This window comes from Silvania confinis (assembly GCF_025564085.1).
Classification (GTDB): domain Bacteria; phylum Pseudomonadota; class Gammaproteobacteria; order Enterobacterales; family Enterobacteriaceae; genus Enterobacter; species Enterobacter confinis.
On sequence record NZ_JAMGZJ010000077.1, the window covers coordinates 615,810 to 633,744 of the forward strand.

The 17,935-nt window shown below is 55.3% G+C and carries 14 protein-coding genes and 2 tRNA genes; 8 read left to right on the forward strand and 8 right to left on the reverse strand.

Annotated elements, in window-relative coordinates:
- Window positions 1-49: 49 nt before the first annotated feature.
- The gene (alaC, locus tag M8013_RS16890; RefSeq protein ID WP_271268947.1) at window positions 50-1,291 is read right to left on the reverse strand and encodes an alanine transaminase; all 1,242 of its coding nucleotides are present in this window, start codon (window positions 1,289-1,291) and stop codon (window positions 50-52) included.
- A 385-nt stretch (window positions 1,292-1,676) separates the two neighbouring features.
- On the opposite strand from alaC, the gene M8013_RS16895 reads away from it, so the two are divergent.
- Both M8013_RS16895 and M8013_RS16900 read left to right on the forward strand, forming a co-directional pair.
- On the forward strand, window positions 1,677-3,374 hold the full coding sequence (locus M8013_RS16895; RefSeq protein ID WP_271268948.1) for a LytS/YhcK type 5TM receptor domain-containing protein: 1,698 nt from the start codon (window positions 1,677-1,679) through the stop codon (window positions 3,372-3,374).
- A 12-nt stretch (window positions 3,375-3,386) separates the two neighbouring features.
- A complete protein-coding gene (locus tag M8013_RS16900; RefSeq protein ID WP_271268949.1) occupies window positions 3,387-4,124 on the forward strand; it encodes a LytR/AlgR family response regulator transcription factor in 738 nt (245 codons plus the stop codon).
- 40 nt (window positions 4,125-4,164) lie between these two features.
- On the opposite strand, the gene glk is transcribed toward M8013_RS16900, so the two are convergent.
- Window positions 4,165-5,130 (reverse strand): glucokinase, encoded by a 966-nt coding sequence (glk, locus tag M8013_RS16905; RefSeq protein WP_271268950.1) that lies wholly within the window; start codon window positions 5,128-5,130, stop codon window positions 4,165-4,167.
- 203 nt (window positions 5,131-5,333) lie between these two features.
- Here glk and M8013_RS16910 point away from each other — a divergent pair, with 203 nt between their 5' ends.
- The gene (locus tag M8013_RS16910) at window positions 5,334-6,569 is read left to right on the forward strand and encodes an ion channel protein (RefSeq protein WP_271268951.1); all 1,236 of its coding nucleotides are present in this window, start codon (window positions 5,334-5,336) and stop codon (window positions 6,567-6,569) included.
- On the opposite strand, the gene ipdC is transcribed toward M8013_RS16910, so the two are convergent.
- Entirely contained in the window at window positions 6,570-8,225 is a 1,656-nt protein-coding gene (gene ipdC, locus M8013_RS16915; RefSeq protein WP_271268952.1) for an indolepyruvate decarboxylase, read from the reverse strand.
- A 183-nt stretch (window positions 8,226-8,408) separates the two neighbouring features.
- Here ipdC and mgrA point away from each other — a divergent pair, with 183 nt between their 5' ends.
- Both mgrA and M8013_RS16925 read left to right on the forward strand, forming a co-directional pair.
- Window positions 8,409-9,407: an L-glyceraldehyde 3-phosphate reductase gene (gene mgrA, locus M8013_RS16920; RefSeq protein WP_271268953.1), complete on the forward strand. Its 999-nt coding sequence runs from the start codon at window positions 8,409-8,411 to the stop codon at window positions 9,405-9,407.
- Between the two features lie 126 nt (window positions 9,408-9,533).
- On the forward strand, window positions 9,534-9,875 hold the full coding sequence (locus M8013_RS16925; RefSeq protein ID WP_271268954.1) for a DUF2502 domain-containing protein: 342 nt from the start codon (window positions 9,534-9,536) through the stop codon (window positions 9,873-9,875).
- A gap of 111 nt (window positions 9,876-9,986) precedes the next feature.
- Here the strand turns inward: M8013_RS16925 and M8013_RS16930 are convergent, their stop codons facing one another.
- Window positions 9,987-11,225 carry an Nramp family divalent metal transporter gene (locus tag M8013_RS16930; protein ID WP_271268955.1) on the reverse strand — a complete coding sequence of 413 codons (1,239 nt, stop codon included), beginning with the start codon at window positions 11,223-11,225 and terminating at the stop codon, window positions 9,987-9,989.
- A 345-nt stretch (window positions 11,226-11,570) separates the two neighbouring features.
- Here M8013_RS16930 and M8013_RS16935 point away from each other — a divergent pair, with 345 nt between their 5' ends.
- Window positions 11,571-12,758, forward strand: a complete 1,188-nt coding sequence (locus tag M8013_RS16935) for a NupC/NupG family nucleoside CNT transporter (RefSeq protein WP_271268956.1) — start codon at window positions 11,571-11,573, stop codon at window positions 12,756-12,758.
- Between the two features lie 37 nt (window positions 12,759-12,795).
- Here the strand turns inward: M8013_RS16935 and M8013_RS16940 are convergent, their stop codons facing one another.
- The 3 genes from M8013_RS16940 to M8013_RS16950 form a co-directional block, all read right to left on the reverse strand.
- On the reverse strand, window positions 12,796-14,979 hold the full coding sequence (locus tag M8013_RS16940; RefSeq protein WP_271268957.1) for an EAL domain-containing protein: 2,184 nt from the start codon (window positions 14,977-14,979) through the stop codon (window positions 12,796-12,798).
- 215 nt (window positions 14,980-15,194) lie between these two features.
- A tRNA-Ala gene (locus M8013_RS16945) sits at window positions 15,195-15,270 on the reverse strand.
- Between the two features lie 41 nt (window positions 15,271-15,311).
- Window positions 15,312-15,387, reverse strand: a tRNA-Ala gene (locus M8013_RS16950).
- A gap of 220 nt (window positions 15,388-15,607) precedes the next feature.
- Between M8013_RS16950 and M8013_RS16955 the strand changes: the two genes are divergently transcribed.
- Both M8013_RS16955 and M8013_RS16960 read left to right on the forward strand, forming a co-directional pair.
- Window positions 15,608-15,988 (forward strand): YfeC-like transcriptional regulator, encoded by a 381-nt coding sequence (locus M8013_RS16955; RefSeq protein ID WP_271268958.1) that lies wholly within the window; start codon window positions 15,608-15,610, stop codon window positions 15,986-15,988.
- The gene (locus tag M8013_RS16960; RefSeq protein WP_271268959.1) at window positions 15,969-16,364 is read left to right on the forward strand and encodes a YfeC-like transcriptional regulator; all 396 of its coding nucleotides are present in this window, start codon (window positions 15,969-15,971) and stop codon (window positions 16,362-16,364) included. The genes M8013_RS16955 and M8013_RS16960 overlap by 20 nt, the downstream gene beginning before the upstream one ends.
- Window positions 16,365-16,400: 36 nt before the next feature.
- On the opposite strand, the gene gltX is transcribed toward M8013_RS16960, so the two are convergent.
- Entirely contained in the window at window positions 16,401-17,816 is a 1,416-nt protein-coding gene (gene gltX, locus M8013_RS16965; RefSeq protein WP_271268960.1) for a glutamate--tRNA ligase, read from the reverse strand.
- Between the last annotated feature and the right edge of the window lie 119 nt (window positions 17,817-17,935).

Genomic DNA, 17,935 nt, shown 5'->3' on the forward strand with positions numbered 1-17,935 from the left:
AAATTGCAGTTAAAAAACAGGCGCCTCAGGCGCCTGTTTTTTTTGGGGTTTACTGAGCGTCCTGCTCTGGCGGACTTTTTACCGCCAGCGGTAATAGCCCATCGGCGCGGAACATACTTTTAATGCCCCTGATCGCCTGACGGATACGGTCGCTGTTCTCAATCAGCGCAAAGCGCACGTGCGTATCGCCATAATCGCCAAAACCCACGCCCGGTGAGACGCAGACCTTCGCGTCCTGCAGCAGCTTCTTGGCAAACTCCAGCGAGCCCATGGCGGCGTAGGCGTCCGGGATCTTCGCCCAGACGTACATCGACGCTTTTGGCACGTCGACCATCCAGCCCGCTTCATGCAGCCCCTTAACCAACACATCGCGTCGGCGCTTGTACTGTGCGGCGATATCCTGCACGCACTGCTGATCGCCTTCGAGCGCTGCAATCGCCGCGACCTGCAGCGGGGTAAAGGTGCCGTAGTCGTGGTAACTCTTGATGCGCGCCAGGGCATTAACCAGCGTTTTGTTGCCCACCATAAAACCGATTCGCCAGCCGGCCATGTTGTAGCTTTTCGACAGAGTGAAGAACTCCACTGCCACATCGCGTGCACCAGGCACCTGCATAATCGACGGCGCTTTCCAGCCGTCGTAGACGATGTCGGCATAGGCCAGGTCATGTACCACCAACACGTCGTACTGCTTCGCCAGCGCCACCACCTTTTCAAAGAAATCGAGTTCAACGCACTGTGCCGTCGGATTGGACGGGAAGCCGAGGATCATCATCTTTGGCTTCGGATAGCTTTCGCGAATGGCACGTTCCAGCTCGTTAAAAAAGTCGACGCCTTCCACCAGCGGCACAGAGCGCACCTGCGCCCCGGCAATGACCGCACCGTAGATATGGATCGGATAGCTCGGGTTCGGCACCAGCACCGTATCGCCATGATCCAGCGTCGCCAGCATCAGATGCGCCAGCCCCTCTTTGGAGCCGATGGTGACAATGGCTTCACTTTCGGGATCGATCTCCACCTGATAGCGGTCCTGATACCAGCCCGAAATGGCACGGCGTAAACGTGGGATCCCTTTCGAGGTAGAGTAGCCGTGCGTATCCGGGCGCTGGGCGACGGTGCACAGTTTTTCGACGATATGCGGCGGCGTGGGGCCGTCCGGGTTGCCCATGCTGAAATCGATAATATCTTCGCCGCGCCGACGCGCAGCCATTTTCAGCTCGGCTGTAATATTGAAAACATAGGGAGGAAGACGATCGATACGCGAAAAACGACGTTCAGGGCGTGAGTCAGCCATAGATACCTCAGATAACGTTAGCGCCCGGACCATCCGAGCGACGTCGCCACGTTGGTGGCGTGCTTAGAAAATAACCTGAAGAAAAACGGCTTGTCGAGAGGGAAAATTAAAAAAAATTCGCAGCACGAAAACAGGAACACTGCTGCGGCTAAACAGGGATGAAAAGTGACAAACAGGCATTACGGATATCATTTCAGTAACATTATGATATCAATACTTTTACTGGTGTGCTCCGCGACGTGATCCCGCCCCCGTAACCTCTGGAAAGTGCCTCAATCCCCTTTGAAAGTTATGGTTTATCCTCATTTGATAAAACGGACAGATGGCTGGTCATTGGGCGTCAGGTTTTTTATCATGGTTGTTTCCCGCTTTCTCAGGTTCACTCGTGCACGAAATATTCGATATGCTGCTGGCGGTTTTTGATCGCGCGGCATTGATGCTGATTTGTCTGTTCTTTTTAATCCGCATCCGCCTGTTCCGCGAGCTTTTGCATAAATCGGCCCACTCGCCCAAAGAGCTTCTGGCGGTCACCGCGATTTTCTCGATGTTCGCCCTGTTCAGCACCTGGTCCGGCGTGCCGGTAGAAGGTTCGTTGGTTAACGTGCGGGTGATCGCGGTGATGTCCGGCGGGATCCTGTTTGGCCCGTGGGTCGGGATCATCACCGGCGTGATTGCCGGGGTGCACCGCTACCTGATCGACATCGACGGCGTGACCGCGATCCCCTGCCTGATTACCAGCATCATCGCCGGGATCCTCGCGGGCTGGATCAACCGCAAAATCCCGAAAAAGCAGCACTGGCGCGCCGGGATCATCGCCGGCATGATCTGCGAAACCCTGACCATGATTCTGGTGGTGGTCTGGGCACCGTCCATTGCACTCGGGCTGGATATTGTCTCTAAAATCGGCATTCCGATGATCCTCGGCAGCGTCTGCGTGGGCTTTATCGTGCTGCTGGTGCAGAGCGTGGAAGGCGAAAAAGAGGCCAGCGCCGCGCGTCAGGCCAAGCTGGCGTTGGATATTGCCAATAAAACGCTGCCGCTGTTTCGCGATATCAACGTCGAATCGCTGCGCCAGGTGTGCGACATCATCCGCCGCGATATTGATGCCGACGCGGTCGCCATCACCAATATCGACCGGGTGCTGGCCTACGTTGGCGTGGGCGAGCACAACTACCAGGACAATAACGACACCATCAGCCCCACCACCCAGCAGGCCATCAACGACGGCAAAATCATTATTAAGAATAATGATGAGGCGCACCGCACACCGGAAATTCACTCGATGCTGGTGATACCGCTGCGGGAAAAAGGGGTCGTTACCGGCACGCTGAAAATCTATTACTGCCACGCACACCAGATCACCTCCTCGCTGCAGGAGATGGCGGTGGGCCTGTCGCAAATTATCTCGACGCAGCTGGAAGTCTCCCGCGCCGAACAGCTGCGGGAGATGGCAAATAAGGCAGAGCTGCGCGCCCTGCAAAGCAAAATCAATCCTCATTTTCTGTTCAACGCGCTGAATGCGATCTCCTCTTCGGTGCGCCTTAATCCGGACACCGCCCGGCAGCTGATTTTTAATCTGTCGCGCTATTTGCGTTACAACATTGAGCTCAACGACGACGAGCACATCGATATCAAGAAAGAGCTGTACCAGATAAAGGACTACATCGCGATTGAGCAGGCCCGCTTCGGCGATAAGCTGACGGTGATTTATGACATCGATGAAGAGGTCAACTGCGTGATCCCCAGCCTGCTGATCCAGCCGCTGGTTGAGAATGCCATCGTTCACGGCATTCAGCCGCGCAAAGGCAAGGGCGTGGTGACGATAAGCGTTGCCGAATGCGGCAACCGGGTGCGGGTTTCGGTGCGCGACACCGGGCACGGCATCGATCCACTGGTGATTGAGCGTGTGCAATCAAACGAAATGCCCGGCAATAAAATTGGCCTGTTGAATGTTCATCATCGCGTTAAGCTGCTGTATGGCGAGGGGCTGCATATCCGCCGCCTGGAGCCGGGCACCGAAATCGCGTTTTACGTGCCCAATGAACGCTCAGCCGTTCGCGCACAGACGTTGTTGTTGCCCTAGTCGGAGGAACGCATGAAAGTCATCATTGTGGAAGATGAAATACTGGCTCAACAGGAGCTAAGCTGGCTGATAAAAGAGCACAGCCAGATGGAGATCGTCGGCACCTTTGAGGATGGGCTGGACGTGCTGAAATTTTTGCAGCACAACAAGGTCGACGCCATTTTTCTGGATATCAATATTCCGTCGCTGGACGGGGTGCTGCTGGCGCAAAACATCAGCCAGTTTGCCAGCAAGCCGTTTATCGTCTTTGTCACTGCCTGGAAAGAGCACGCGGTGGAGGCCTTTGAGCTGGAAGCCTTCGACTACATTCTGAAGCCCTATCAGGAATCGCGCATTGTCAGCATGCTGCAAAAACTGGAGCAAGCCTGGCAACAGCAGTCATCCCCCGCGCAGAGCACCGCCCAGCTCATGACGCGCGAAAACGACACCATCAATCTCATCAAAGATGAACGGATCATCGTGACGCCGATGGACGATATTTATTATGCCGAAGCGCATGAAAAGATGACGTTTGTCTACACCCGCCGCGAATCGTTCGTGATGCCGATGAATATCACGGAATTTTGCAGCAAGCTGCCCGCGAGCCACTTCTTTCGCTGTCACCGGTCATTCTGCGTCAACCTGAACAAAATCCGCGAGATTGAGCCGTGGTTCAACAACACCTACATTTTGCGGCTTAAAGATCTGGATTTTCAGGTGCCGGTCAGTCGCAGCCGGGTGAAAGAGTTTCGCCAGCTGATGCACCTCTAAGGAAAGTGCCCCGGCAGACGGATGTCACCGGGGCGGGAAATTACAGTACCTGGCCCAGCGTCTGACGTAGATGCGCGCCCGAGCCCAGCAGGCCTGGGTTGTCGTGAACGATCAGGTAGACCGGGATATCCTGCACGTAGGCCCGGAAGCGGCCTTTATCCTCAAACCCACCGCGGAAGCCGGACGCTTTAAAGAACTCGAGGAAGCGCGGCACGATGCCCCCGGCGATATAAACCCCGCCAAAGGTGCTTAGATTCAGCGCCAGGTTGCCGCCAAAGCGACCCATAATGACGCAGAACAGCGACAGGGCGCGACGGCAGTCGATGCAGCTGTCTTCCAGCGCGCGTTCGGTCACATCCTTCGGCTGCAGGTTTTCCGGCAGACGGCCGTCTGATTTCACAATCGCACGATACAGATTCACCAGCCCTGGACCGGAGAGCACGCGCTCTGCCGACACGTGGCCAATCTCGGCGCGCAGTTCTTCAAGAATAATGCCCTCTTCTTCGCTGTTTGGCGCGAAGTCGACGTGGCCGCCCTCGCCCGGCAGGCTGACCCAGCGCTTATCAACGTGCACCAGATGCGAGACGCCAAGGCCGGTACCCGCGCCATAGACCGCAATCGGTTTGTCTACGACCGGCTGAGTGCCGCCGAACTGGATCAGATGTTCTGGCTTTAACATCGGGATCGCCATCGACACCGCAGTAAAGTCGTTAATAATTTCCAGATGCGCAAAACCGAGGTTCTTTTTCATCTCGGCAACAGAGAAGGCCCAGGTGTGGTTGGTCATTGCCACCCAGTCGCCCGTTACCGGGCAGGCAATGGCAATACAGCCATCCTCGACGCTGACATCGTGCTCCGTCAGATAGACACGCACCACCGCTTCGAGGCTGGGATAATCCAGCCCGGAATAGGTTTTGGCGCGGGAAATTTCCCCGGAGTTGACGTCACATAAAGCCAGACGCGCGTTCGTGCCCCCTACATCACCTACCAAAGCATACTTTGTCATTCTTCAACTGCTCCGCTAAAGTCAAAATAACTCTTTGGCACACTCTAAATTCATGGCTCCAGAACAACAACGCCTGAATACAAGTGCCCCAGGATTATCGATCTACGTCACAGAATTAAGGTTCCGTTTCAGCACCTTTTGCACTGTTCGCGCCAGCCTGACCAGGCAAAGTGAGGCCAGTCATTTTCTACAAGGAAATCATCATGCTCCATCCGCGAGCCAGAACGATGCTGTTATTGGCCCCGCCCGCCCTGATTATTGGCGTGGCGTCCAGCCTGATCCTGATTGTTATTATGAAAGTCGCCTCGGTGTTGCAGACCTTTTTGTGGTCGTCCCTGCCGGCGACCTTCGGCATCGACATGACCTCACCGGGCTGGATTATTGTGATGCTGACGCTCACCGGCATTGCCGTGGGACTGGTTATCCGCTTTAGCCCGGGCCATGCCGGGCCGGATCCGGCCAGCGAGCCGCTGATCGGTGCTCCGGTGGACGCTTCCGCCCTGCCGGGGCTGGTGATGGCGCTGATTATCGGCCTCGCGGGCGGCGTGAGTCTTGGCCCGGAGCACCCAGTGATGGCGGTGAATATTGCACTGGCGGTCGCCGTGGGCTCGCGCGTCTTCCCTCGGGTGGCGGCCCTCGACTGGACGATCCTCGCTTCTGCCGGCACCATCGGCGCGCTGTTTGGCACCCCGGTGGCGGCGGCACTGATCTTTTCTCAGACCCTGAACGGCAACAACGACATCCCGCTGTGGGACAAGCTCTTCGCCCCGCTGCTGGCCGCTGCGGCAGGCGCGCTGACCACCAGCCTGTTTTTCCACCCGCATTTCTCCCTGCCGATTGCGCCTTACGGCCAGATGCAGCTCGCCGATCTGTTTAGCGGCGCGATTGTTGCTGCCATTGCCATCGCCCTTGGGATGGTGGCGGTGTGGTGCCTGCCGCGCCTGCACCGGCTGATGCATCGCCTGAAACACCCGGTACTGATCCTCGGCGCGGGTGGGCTGATACTGGGGATTTTGGGGGCCATTGGCGGCAGCATTACCCTGTTTAAAGGACTCGATGAGATGCAGCAGCTGGCCTTTAGCCAGACGTTTAGCGTTTCCGATTATCTGCTCATCGCCCTGATTAAACTGGCGGCGCTGGTGGTGGCGGCAGCGTGTGGTTTTCGCGGGGGGCGCATTTTCCCGGCGGTGTTTATCGGTGTCGCCTTAGGGTTGATGCTGCATGAGCACGTCGAGGCGGTTCCGGCAGCGATCACCATCTCCTGTTCGATTCTGGGTCTGGTGCTGGTGGTAACGCGGGATGCCTGGCTGAGCCTGTTTATGGCGGCAGTGGTGGTGCCAGACACCACCCTGATGCCGCTGCTGTGTATTGTGATGCTGCCCGCCTGGCTCCTGCTGGCGGGCAGACCGATGTTGATGGCCTGGCGTCAGGACAAATAGTCAGGCACTTTTACGTGCGCCAAGCGCCTGAACAATGTCGTTTAACAGCGGCGGCAGATCGGCTTTCGGCAGGATGACCTCAATCAGCGAAAGCCGCTCGCAGTGCGCCACTTTCTCCAGCACCTCCTCAAGCTGTACCGTCTCACTTACCCGCCAGCACTCGGCCTGACAGTTCAGGCTGAGCGCCTGCGGGATCTGCGTCCAGTTCCACAGCGCGATATCGTTATAGCGCTGGTTCGGCCCGTGGATCGCCCGCTCGACCGTATAGCCTTCGTTGTTCAGCACCATGATGACTGGACACTGCTGGTCGCGCAGCATCGAACCTAACTCCTGGATCGTGAGCTGCGCTGCACCGTCGCCGGTGATCGCAATCACCCGACGATCCGGGCAGGCAGTCTGCGCACCATAGGCCGCAGCCAGAGTGTAACCAATCGAGCCCCAGATCGGCTGGACGATAAAATTCACCCCCTCGGGCAGGCGCAGCGCGGCGGCTCCAAAGGCCGAGGTCCCCTGGTCGGCAAGAATAATATCGCCGGGGCGAATAAAGGTTTGCAGCGTTTTCCAGAAGCTGTCGTGCGTCAGCGAGCCGGGCTGGACGGCGTGTAGCGGGTGCGGTGGGCGCGGCACGGCGGCGCCGCTGGCATACTGGTGGGTAAGGCTGGACAGTACTTCAATCGCCTGCGCCATTGGGATCCCGGTATACCAGATGTCTCCCACTCTGGAGGCATGGGGCTGAACGTCGATGGTCTGCTGTTGCGTGAGCTTTTGGCTAAATCCGGCCGTCAGCGTATCGGTAAATCGGGTACCCACGCAGATTACGGTGTCGGCACCTTCAATGGCGTCGTTGGTGGCACCAATGCTGGCTGAGCCGCTGTAGGTGCCCGCGAAGCCAGGCTTGCGCTCATCAAAAATGCCTTTGCCCATCAGTAGGGTGGCGTGCGCCATCGGAGTTTGCTCCATCCAGCGCTGGAGCTGATTTTGCAGGCCGTAGCGCAGCACCAAAAAATCAGCCAGCAGCGCGGTACGATCGCTGGCGGCCAGTCGTTTCTCCGCGGCTTCACGGAAGGCATCAAGGCGGAAGCTGTCGCTCTCATAAAGACGATCTATGAGAGCGTTTACAGGCGGGGTGGCAGGTTTTTTTGCCACATCGGCAGGCAACATCAGGTAGCCGGGACGGCGCTCGCGCAGCATTTCGGTCAACACCCGGTCGATTTCATAGCAGGCGTTCTGTTCAGTCAGCTGCGCCTGGGCCACGGTAATCGCTTCGCTCATTTTAAAGAAGTGACGAAACTCCCCATCACCGAGGGTGTGATGCAGCAGTTCCCCTTTTTTCTGCGAAGCAATACCCGGTGCGCCGACAATATGCAGCACCGGAACATGCTCGGCAAAACTGCCCGCGATCCCATTGATGGCACTCAGTTCGCCTACCCCAAAGGTGGTCAGCAGCGCGGCAAAGCCCTTGCAGCGCGCATAGCCATCGGCGGCATACGCCGCGTTGAGCTCATTCGCACAGCCCACCCAGCCGATATCCGGGCTGGCGATAACGTGATCGAGAAACTGCAGGTTGTAGTCGCCCGGCACGCCAAACAGACGATCGGCACCACAGTCCGTAAGACGGTCTAGCAAGTAATCAGCGACGCAGTAGGGGGAATGCATGGCAGTTATCCTTATGATGTTGACCTCAATTTGAGTATTGAAGAAGCGTGATAGCTGTCCAGGAATGGTGATATTCAGGTCATGGAACAAATGCTTTACAAATTGAGGCGAGGTAATCTGTCGAACGCAGTTATTGTGTAAACGTATACACTGAAATATTTCGTACCCGGAGAAACAATAGATATGGCTTATCAGGCGGACACAAATCGTTATCAGTCAATGGTGTACCAGCGATGCGGACAGAGCGGCCTTAAGCTGCCGGCTATCTCCCTTGGACTGTGGCATAACTTTGGCGATAGCACGTTGATTGAAAACAGCCGTCAACTTTTACATCGCGCATTCGATTCCGGCATTACGCATTTCGATCTGGCAAACAACTATGGCCCACCGCCAGGATCGGCGGAGCGTAACTTTGGGCGGATCCTGCAGGAGGATTTTCATGGCCTGCGCGATGAGCTGATCATCTCCTCCAAAGCCGGCTATACCATGTGGCAAGGGCCTTACGGTGACTGGGGTTCACGTAAATACCTGATCGCCAGCCTCGACCAAAGTCTGAAGCGCATGGGGCTGGAGTATGTCGATATCTTCTACCATCATCGCCCGGACCCGGAAACGCCGCTGCGCGAAACGATGCGCGCGCTCGACCATATCGTGCGTCAGGGGAAAGCGCTGTACGTCGCCCTGTCCAACTATCCGGCGGAGCAGGCCCAACAGGCGATCGCCATCCTCGAAGACCTGGGGACGCCGTGCCTTATCCATCAGCCAAAATTCTCGATGTTCGAGCGTGCGCCTGAAGAGGGACTGCTGGATGTGCTGCAGCAGAATGGCGTGGGCTGCATTGCCTTCTCACCGCTGGCGGGTGGTCAGTTAACCGACCGCTACCTGAACGGCATTCCGGCCGATTCCCGTGCGGCAAGCGGCAGTCGCTTCCTCAATCCGGATCAGCTCACCGAAGAGACGCTGGGCAAAGTTCGCCAGCTCAATGCCCTGGCACAACGTCGTGGGCAAAAGCTGTCGCAGATGGCGCTGGCCTGGGTGCTGCAGCATGACGCGGTGACCTCGGTGCTGATCGGTGCCAGTAAGACTGCGCAGATTGACGATGCGGTGGGCATGCTGGCGAACCGGCACTTCTCAGCAGCCGAACTGAGCGAAATAGAAGCGATTCTGTCCGGCGCCCAGTAAGCGCACTATTAGCAAAAAGTGCTATGCCTTCTGATTTAGGAGTTAAGGCGATTAAACAGGGCTTTACCGCCCATTAATATTGCGTTAACAAGCCGATTACGGCTCCGATCGTGAAGGAGAATTACCATGTTCAGGTCCCTGATTCTGGCAGCTGTCTTACTGGCTTCAGCCCCGCTGGTCGCTACTGCTGGCGAAATCACCCTGCTGCCATCTGTAAAATTACAAATTGGCGATCGGGATAACTCCGGTAATTACTGGGACGGCGGCGGCTGGCGCGATCGCGGTTACTGGCAGCGCAATTATGAATGGCGCGACCACCGCTGGCGTAAACATAATAACGGCTACCATCGTGGCTGGGATAAACGTAACGCCTACGAGCGCGGCTACCGCGAAGGCTGGAGCGACCGTGATGACCACCGTGGCAGAGGCCGCGGTCATGGACACGGCGGGCATGGTCATCGCCACTGATAATGGAAAAGGCGCCGCAAGGCGCCTTTTTTGTGGCTGACTACGCTTGGCCCGGCGACGCTTCGCTTGCGCGGGCCTACGGGTTTTGTCGGCCCCGGCACACCCCCCCTTTTACAGGCCCAGCGCCGTGCCGATTAACAACCACAGGTTCAGCGCCACCACCAGCACCACAATCGCCCAGCCAATCCGTTTCACCGTCACCGTGTTCACCAGATCGCCCATCAGCGTTTTATCGCTGGTAAAAATCAGCAGCGGTACCAGCGCCAGCGCGATGCCAAAGCTCAGCAGCACCTGGCTCATCACCAGAATGCGAGTCGGATCGAGGCCCATCAGGATCACGATAAATGACGGCATCATGGTGACAGAGCGACGCACCCACAGCGGGATATGGAAGCGAACAAACCCCTGCATCACCACCTGCCCTGCCAGGGTGCCAACCACGGTCGATGAGAGTCCCGCTGCCACCAGGCTCAGGCCAAAGATCGTGGCTGCCGCATGGCTCAGTAAGGGTTCCAGCGTCAGGTAAGCCTGATCGAGATCGGCGATGCCGGTATGGCCGTTGAAGTGGAAAGCCGCCGCGGCGGTCGCCATCATCGCCAGGTTCACAAACCCGGCAATGGTCATCGCGATCGCCACGTCCCATTTTGTTGCCGAGTAGCGCTCATGGCGCGAGCCTTCGTGCAGATTCTGGGTCAGCGAGGAGTGCAGATAGATAACGTGCGGCATGATGGTTGCCCCCAGCACCCCGGCGGCGAGGAAGACCGCTTCGGAGGTTGGCAGGTTCGGGATCGCCATCCCCTTCCCTAACTGCACCAGGTCGGGCCGGGAGAAAACCAGTTCCACAATGTAGGCCGCCGCGACGAACAGCAGTAGACCACCGATCACTTTTTCGAGCGGTTTTTGCCCGCGACGTTGCAGCATCAGGATCAGAAACGTGGCGATACCGGTTAACACCGCTCCCTGCAGGAGCGAGACGCCAAGAATGAGCTTAAAGCCGATCGCGGCACCGATAAATTCCGCCAGATCGGTTGCCATCGCGATAATTTCGGCCTGCACCCAGTAAAACCAGACCATCGGGCGCGGATAGCGGTCGCGGATGTGCTCGGCGAGGTTTTTGTGGGTCGCGATGCCCAGCTTTGCCGACAGCACCTGGATCATCATCGCCATCAGGTTTGCCCACACCACCACCCACAGCAGTTTGTAGCCAAAGCTGGCCCCGGCCTGGATGTTGGTCGCAAAATTACCCGGATCGATATAGCCAATGGCGGCAATAAACGCCGGTCCCATTAATGCAAAGCGCATCTTGCGTGCCGCTCTGCCGGTGCTAGTCTCAACGCGACTGTTGGTCATCTGTGCCTCTGAAATATAGCCTTTGCTATGTTTAATGCTATCAAAATGCGAATGATTATCAAGATCATTTGCGTAGGTTAGAACGATTACTGTGATAACGAAGAGCAATAAACAGGCTGGAAGGAGGGTGATCGACTGGCGAAAACGCGTGCAGTCTTTTGTGAAGCGTAGCACACAAACTTAACTTTGAACTCATTTACATAACATAACAAAAATGTATCTTTTATCCCTAATTATGAGTTTCGTCACAGGATGTGACTATAGTGTGGCTTTGATCTCGTTTTCTTTACTCTTGTTTCATAGAATGTGCACGGAAATTAAACCTGCCTCATATTTGGAGCAAATATGGACCGCGTCCTGCATTTTGTCCTGGCACTTGTTGTTGTTGCTACGCTTGCGCTGCTGGTCAGCAGCGATCGTAAAAAGATCCGCATTCGCTATGTAGTTCAGTTACTCGTCATTGAAGTGTTACTCGCCTGGTTCTTCCTGAACTCCAACGTGGGCCTGGGCTTCGTGAAAGGCTTCTCCGAGATGTTCGAAAGCCTGCTCGGGTTCGCCAATGAAGGGACCAACTTCGTATTCGGTAAAATGAACGATGAAGGTCTGGCATTCTTCTTCCTGAAAGTGCTGTGCCCTATCGTCTTCATCTCTGCCCTGATCGGTATTCTGCAGCACATCCGTATTCTGCCGATTGTGATCCGTGCCATCGGTACGGTGCTTTCGAAAGTGAACGGCATGGGCAAACTGGAATCCTTCAACGCCGTAAGTTCCCTGATCCTCGGTCAGTCTGAGAACTTTATCGCGTACAAAGATATCCTTGGCAAAATGTCCCGCAACCGCATGTACACCATGGCGGCCACCGCAATGTCTACCGTTTCCATGTCTATCGTGGGCGCGTACATGACGATGCTGGAGCCAAAATACGTGGTTGCTGCGCTGGTTCTGAACATGTTCAGCACCTTCATCGTTCTGTCACTGATCAACCCGTACCGCGTGGATGAGAGTGAAGAGAACCTGCAGATGGCTAACCTGCACGAAGGTCAGAGCTTCTTCGAAATGCTGGGCGAGTATATTCTGGCAGGCTTCAAAGTGGCAGTTATCGTTGCGGCAATGCTGATCGGCTTCATCGCCCTGATCTCTGCGCTGAACGCCCTGTTTGCTGCTGTACTGGGTATCTCCTTCCAGGGCATTCTGGGTTACATCTTCTACCCAATTGCCTGGGTAATGGGTGTGCCAGCCAGCGAAGCACTGCAGGTGGGCAGTATCATGGCAACCAAACTGGTGTCTAACGAATTCGTTGCGATGATGGATCTGCAGAAAATCGCCGGTACGCTCTCGCCGCGCGCCGAAGGTATTCTCTCTGTATTCCTGGTTTCCTTCGCTAACTTCTCGTCCATCGGTATCATCGCGGGCGCGATTAAAGGCCTGAACGAAGAGCAGGGGAACGTGGTTTCTCGCTTCGGTCTGAAACTGGTATACGGTTCTACGCTGGTCAGCGTCCTGTCTGCGTCTATCGCCGCACTGGTACTGTAATCAGCCATAAACAAAACCGGGGAATTCCCCGGTTTTTTTACGCCTGCAGATCGGCGAGCGGCTGCGGTTTACCAATCAAATAGCCCTGCAGATAATCGACACCACACGCCAGCAGGATCTCACGCTGCTCCGGCAGTTCCACATACTCCGCCACCACGCACAGCGAACGGGCCTTCGCCAGGTTGCAGATGGACTGGACGATCATCGCATCCATGCTGTCGCGACAGATATCCTTCACAAAGCAGCCGTCAATCTTGACGATATCGGCATGCAGGCGCTTCAGCCGCTCGAAGTTGGCATAGCCTGTACCAAAATCATCAATGGCGATTTTAAAGCCGTAATCGCGCAGCTGCTGAATATTCTGAATACTGACTTCTGAATTCGAGAACGCTTGTTCTTCGGTCACTTCGATAATCACCGCCTGCGGCGCGATAGCGTAGTGTTCAAACAGGGCAATGATGTCGGGTGCCACGTCTTTTTGCATCAGCGTCAGCGGCATCAGGTTTACCGAAAAGCGCGCGTACGGTTGGGTCGTAGGGTACGTGCGTAACCATGCCAGCAGGGCTTCGACCACGCTGATATCAAACCGCCGGCTCAGGTTAAACTGCGCCACCAGCGGCAGAAACTTATCCGGCGTGAGGATTTCACCGTCGCTTTCCAGCCGGGACAGGATTTCGTGGTAGCCGGTGCCGTCCGCTTTCTGGATCGGCTGGGCATACAGACGCAGCCCGCCTTCATCCAGCGCCCGTTTCACCCGCCCCAGCATCAGCACGCGATCGGTGGTCTGCCCCGAGACGGTCTCCAGACTGTTGGTCAGCGACAACACCTGATACGACGAGCAGGCCTGTTCCGCCAGCCAGCTGAGTTGACCCAGGATATGGTGCAGGCTCTCACCGCAGTTGTATGCCACACCGCCCCAGGCGGCACCAAACTCAATGTCCAGCCCAATGTTGTTCCAGTAGATTTTGCGGCTGTTCAGGCGATCGACAATGTGCTGCAGACGGGCCCCCGCTTCCGGGCCACACAGCACCAGTGCCAGTTCGTTACCCGGTATCTGGAAAAGCTGCTCATTCTGAATCAGCAAAGGCTGCGTATGATGAATGATGGCGCGCTTACACTGCACGCGCATTAGCAGGCCATAGTGACGGCTCAGAAACTCCATATTATGCATTCGCAGACAGCACAAAGTGACATCTTTGTTCTCGGCCAGAAACAACTCCAGTGACCGCAGGTTCGGTAGCCCGGTCAGTGGATCGGTCAACGCCCTCTCCTTCCAGCCCTGTTTGAGCCATTCGCTGCGCTGAAAAATTTGCGCCATATACACCAGGCAGATCGAAAAGGAGATCAGCACCGACAACACAAATGCCAGCGAGTAACCGCTTTGCACGCCATGAAGAAAATTTTGACTGTAGGTCAGCAGCAGGCCTGCGCTCAACGCCCAGCCCAGGGAGATGATGCCATAGCGGAACCTGCTGATACCGAGGGTAAAAAGAATGAAAATAACCGGTACCAGATAGCCCGCAATAATATTCGCCCGGAAGGGCAAACAGAGCAGGAGGAGGATTGCAATCAGACTGAAAATGATGACTGGCGTAAAAAAAGGATGCTGGGTTGAGGAATAGTGCCGTAAATTACGCTGCCAGAAAGCACGGGCATAATTGGGATTAAGGATCATTCTTAACAGGTAATAGAACATCATGGTGAAGATCAGAACGGCGCAGATGAGGCTCTGAATATCCACAATATTATAGATAGCCGTACCTTCTCCATAGAAGGTCGCCAGCGCAACAGGGTAATGCAATAGATAGCCAGCTAAATACATGGACGACTTGATGCCGAGCGGGATAATAAACCCCAGCCAGAATATGCGCACGCCAATGAAGCGGCTGGGTATGTTGTAACGCCAGCGCGACCCCAGTTGCCATCTGACGATGCCGCAGACCGCAAACGTACTGAAAAGCTGGCAAAATAATAATATCGCCGCCTCGGTGAGAGACAGTTGAAAACTCCATTCGTTAATTACGGCAAAACTAATCACTACCGGAATTATCGCCTGACGACCAAACAGAAAAATAATGGCCAGCATTACGCTTAGCGGCATCCAGGCAAGATAAACGTCAAAGCCATCAACAACCGCGCGCGGTGAAATAAGGCGTGAGAACGGCACGAATACCATACATAACATCAAGGCAAGCGTAAAACTGCGCAAATTAATAGACATCGTGCTTTTCATTGAATGATATCAATTATTGTTTCTAGCGATTTAATGAGCGCAATTATAGTAAATTTTTTAAATGTGCGAATCAAACTTCCCGGACGTAAAAAGTCACCTGCTTTGTATGGATTTATGTTCTGTTCAGAATTGCGGCTTTTTTGTGAAGAGGAGGTAAAAGAAAGGCATAAAAAAACCCTCGCCACTGGCGAGGGTCTGAATTTTGGTGGAGCTAAGCGGGATCGAACCGCTGACCTCTTGCATGCCATGCAAGCGCTCTCCCAGCTGAGCTATAGCCCCACAATTTTGTTTACGCACCAGACTCTGTTGGGTTCAGAGTTTGGTGGAGCTAAGCGGGATCGAACCGCTGACCTCTTGCATGCCATGCAAGCGCTCTCCCAGCTGAGCTATAGCCCCATCGCGTAAAGCGTGTCGTGTTGACGGGCGGCATAATATGAATTCCATTGCAGAGTGTCAACGGCAAATTATCCCACTCGCGTTCAACCGCTGAAAATTCATGCAAATAAATCACATTGCGAGGATGCTCGCAGCCATACGTTAAACCTGTCACGTCTTCACGTAAAACGATGCTATAAAATGAATCACTCATTAACCCTACTCTTCCTCAGGAAATTGTATGATCAAGGAACGAATGACCCCAGAAGAGTTGGCCCGACTCACTGGCTATAGCCGACAGACCATCAATAAATGGGTACGCAAAGAGGGGTGGTCAACATCGCCAAAACCTGGCGTGCAGGGTGGCAAGGCCCGTCTGGTTCATGTGAATGAAAAGGTACGGGATTTTATCCGTAACGCGCGCAGGGCACCGGACGTTCCATCCCTACCCGATCTCACGGCTGATAACTCGCTTGCGGCACTGCTGCTAACGCTGGTCAGTGAGATGACCCAGAAAGAACAGAAGCAACTTACCTCGCTGCTGTTGCGGGAAGGGATTACCGGATTGTTGCAACGCTTAGGGATTCGCGAGCAGAACGATTATGAAAAAATTATCGAATAAAATGACCACCGAAGAGCTGGCCGATACCCTGGGTGTCGCCAGACAGACCGTCAATCGCTGGGTGCGCAAGAACGGCTGGAAGACGGAAGGTATCAACGGTGTGAAAGGCGGTCGAGCGCGTCTTATTCACATTGACGCTCAGGTGCGTGATCATATCATGAACATTCCGGCCATTCGTAAACGCCAGGCGCTCTACCAGTTGGCGGAAACCGCGGCCAGCTATGACGCCGCTAAGCCTGCCGGGCCCCTTCGACAAATATTCAATACGCTAGAGAACATGACTTTTGCGGAACAGCAGCGGCTTGATGTGTTGCTTGCGCGGGAAGGACTGAAGGGTTTCCTCGTTCGGCTTGATATCCACGAGCCAGAGGAATAACAAAACGGCAGGAGACCCTGCCGTTTTACAGCATGCTTACTGCTGGCTTTCGCGTTCAGCAATAAAACCCAGCGCTCTGTTGATGCGCGCAATGCTGCGGGTTTTGCCAATCGCGTGTACCGTCACATCCAGACCTGGAGACTGACCGGCACCGGTCACCGCAACGCGCAGCGGCATACCGACTTTACCCATCCCGACTTCCAGCTCATCTGCCGTTGCCTGAATGGCATGGTGCACGTTTTCAGCGCTCCAGTCGGTAATGGCAGACAGTTTGTCACGCACCACTTCTAGCGGCTGACGCGCAACCGGGCGCAGGTGCTTCTTCGCCGCGTCGGCATCAAACTCTTCGTACTCTTCATAGAAGTAGCGGCAGCTTTCCGCCATCTCTTTCAGCGTTTTGCAGCGCTCACCCAGCAGTTTGACCAGATCGGCCAGCTGCGGGCCATTGCGGGTATCAATGTTAGCCTGTTCAATGTGCCACTGCAGATAGGTTGCAACATACTCTGGCTGCATGGTGTTGATGTAGTGATGGTTCAGCCACTGCAGTTTTTCGGTGTTAAACGCGCTGGCAGATTTACCGACCGCCTCGAGGGAGAAGAGCTCAATCATCTCTTCACGACTGAAGATCTCCTGATCGCCATGGGACCAGCCCAGACGCACCAGGTAGTTCAGCAGCGCTTCGGGCAGGTAGCCATCGTCGCGATATTGCATCACGCTGACTGCGCCATGACGTTTGGACAGTTTTTTGCCATCGTCACCGTTGATCATCGATACGTGCGCATAAACCGGTACTGGAGCATTCAGCGCTTTCAGGATGTTGATCTGACGTGGGGTGTTATTGATATGGTCTTCGCCACGCACAACGTGGGTGATCGCCATATCCCAGTCATCCACCACCACGCAGAAGTTATAGGTCGGTGCGCCATCGGTACGACGAATAATCAGATCGTCCAGCTCCTGATTGCTGAATTCGATCGGGCCGCGGATCTGGTCGTCAAAAATAACCGAACCTTCCTGCGGGTTAGCAAATCGCACCACGCACGGCTCGTCATCCGCATGATGCTCGTGACCGTGACGGCAGCGACCGTCGTAGCGCGGCTTTTCATTATTCGCCATCTGCTGTTCACGCAGCGCGTCCAGACGCTCTTTAGAGCAGTAGCATTTATAGGCGGTTCCCGCGACCAGCATCTCATCAATCACCGCGTTGTAGCGGTCAAAACGTTTGGTCTGGAAATACGGGCCTTCATCCCATTCCAGATTCAGCCAGTTCATGCCATCCATAATGGCTTCGATTGCTTCCGGCGTTGAGCGTTCGAGATCGGTGTCTTCAATACGCAGCACAAACTCACCCCCCTGGTTACGTGCGAACAGCCAGGAATAGAGAGCAGTGCGCGCACCGCCAACGTGCAGATAGCCGGTCGGGCTTGGCGCGAAGCGAGTTTTGATTTTCATGAAATGGCCTTACAGTGATAAAGATGCCGACAACCGGCATATCCTGGAAACTTAGTGGGCAATATTCTATCACTCCAGTCCGATTCCTCAATCTTGTTGCGGTGAGATCCTCCTTCCCG

What these genes read in the sequence shown, in the direction of transcription:
- mgrA (WP_271268953.1), top strand. Translation starts at nt 8,409, where the DNA reads ATGGCTTATCAGGCGGACACAAATCGTTATCAGTCAATGGTGTACCAG.
- M8013_RS16940 (WP_271268957.1), bottom strand. Translation starts at nt 14,979, where the DNA reads ATGTCTATTAATTTGCGCAGTTTTACGCTTGCCTTGATGTTATGTATG.
- ipdC (WP_271268952.1), bottom strand. Translation starts at nt 8,225, where the DNA reads ATGCATTCCCCCTACTGCGTCGCTGATTACTTGCTAGACCGTCTTACG.
- gltX (WP_271268960.1), bottom strand. Translation starts at nt 17,816, where the DNA reads ATGAAAATCAAAACTCGCTTCGCGCCAAGCCCGACCGGCTATCTGCAC.
- M8013_RS16935 (WP_271268956.1), top strand. Translation starts at nt 11,571, where the DNA reads ATGGACCGCGTCCTGCATTTTGTCCTGGCACTTGTTGTTGTTGCTACG.
- M8013_RS16910 (WP_271268951.1), top strand. Translation starts at nt 5,334, where the DNA reads ATGCTCCATCCGCGAGCCAGAACGATGCTGTTATTGGCCCCGCCCGCC.
- M8013_RS16930 (WP_271268955.1), bottom strand. Translation starts at nt 11,225, where the DNA reads ATGACCAACAGTCGCGTTGAGACTAGCACCGGCAGAGCGGCACGCAAG.
- M8013_RS16955 (WP_271268958.1), top strand. Translation starts at nt 15,608, where the DNA reads ATGATCAAGGAACGAATGACCCCAGAAGAGTTGGCCCGACTCACTGGC.
- glk (WP_271268950.1), bottom strand. Translation starts at nt 5,130, where the DNA reads ATGACAAAGTATGCTTTGGTAGGTGATGTAGGGGGCACGAACGCGCGT.
- M8013_RS16900 (WP_271268949.1), top strand. Translation starts at nt 3,387, where the DNA reads ATGAAAGTCATCATTGTGGAAGATGAAATACTGGCTCAACAGGAGCTA.
- alaC (WP_271268947.1), bottom strand. Translation starts at nt 1,291, where the DNA reads ATGGCTGACTCACGCCCTGAACGTCGTTTTTCGCGTATCGATCGTCTT.
- M8013_RS16925 (WP_271268954.1), top strand. Translation starts at nt 9,534, where the DNA reads ATGTTCAGGTCCCTGATTCTGGCAGCTGTCTTACTGGCTTCAGCCCCG.
- M8013_RS16960 (WP_271268959.1), top strand. Translation starts at nt 15,969, where the DNA reads ATGAAAAAATTATCGAATAAAATGACCACCGAAGAGCTGGCCGATACC.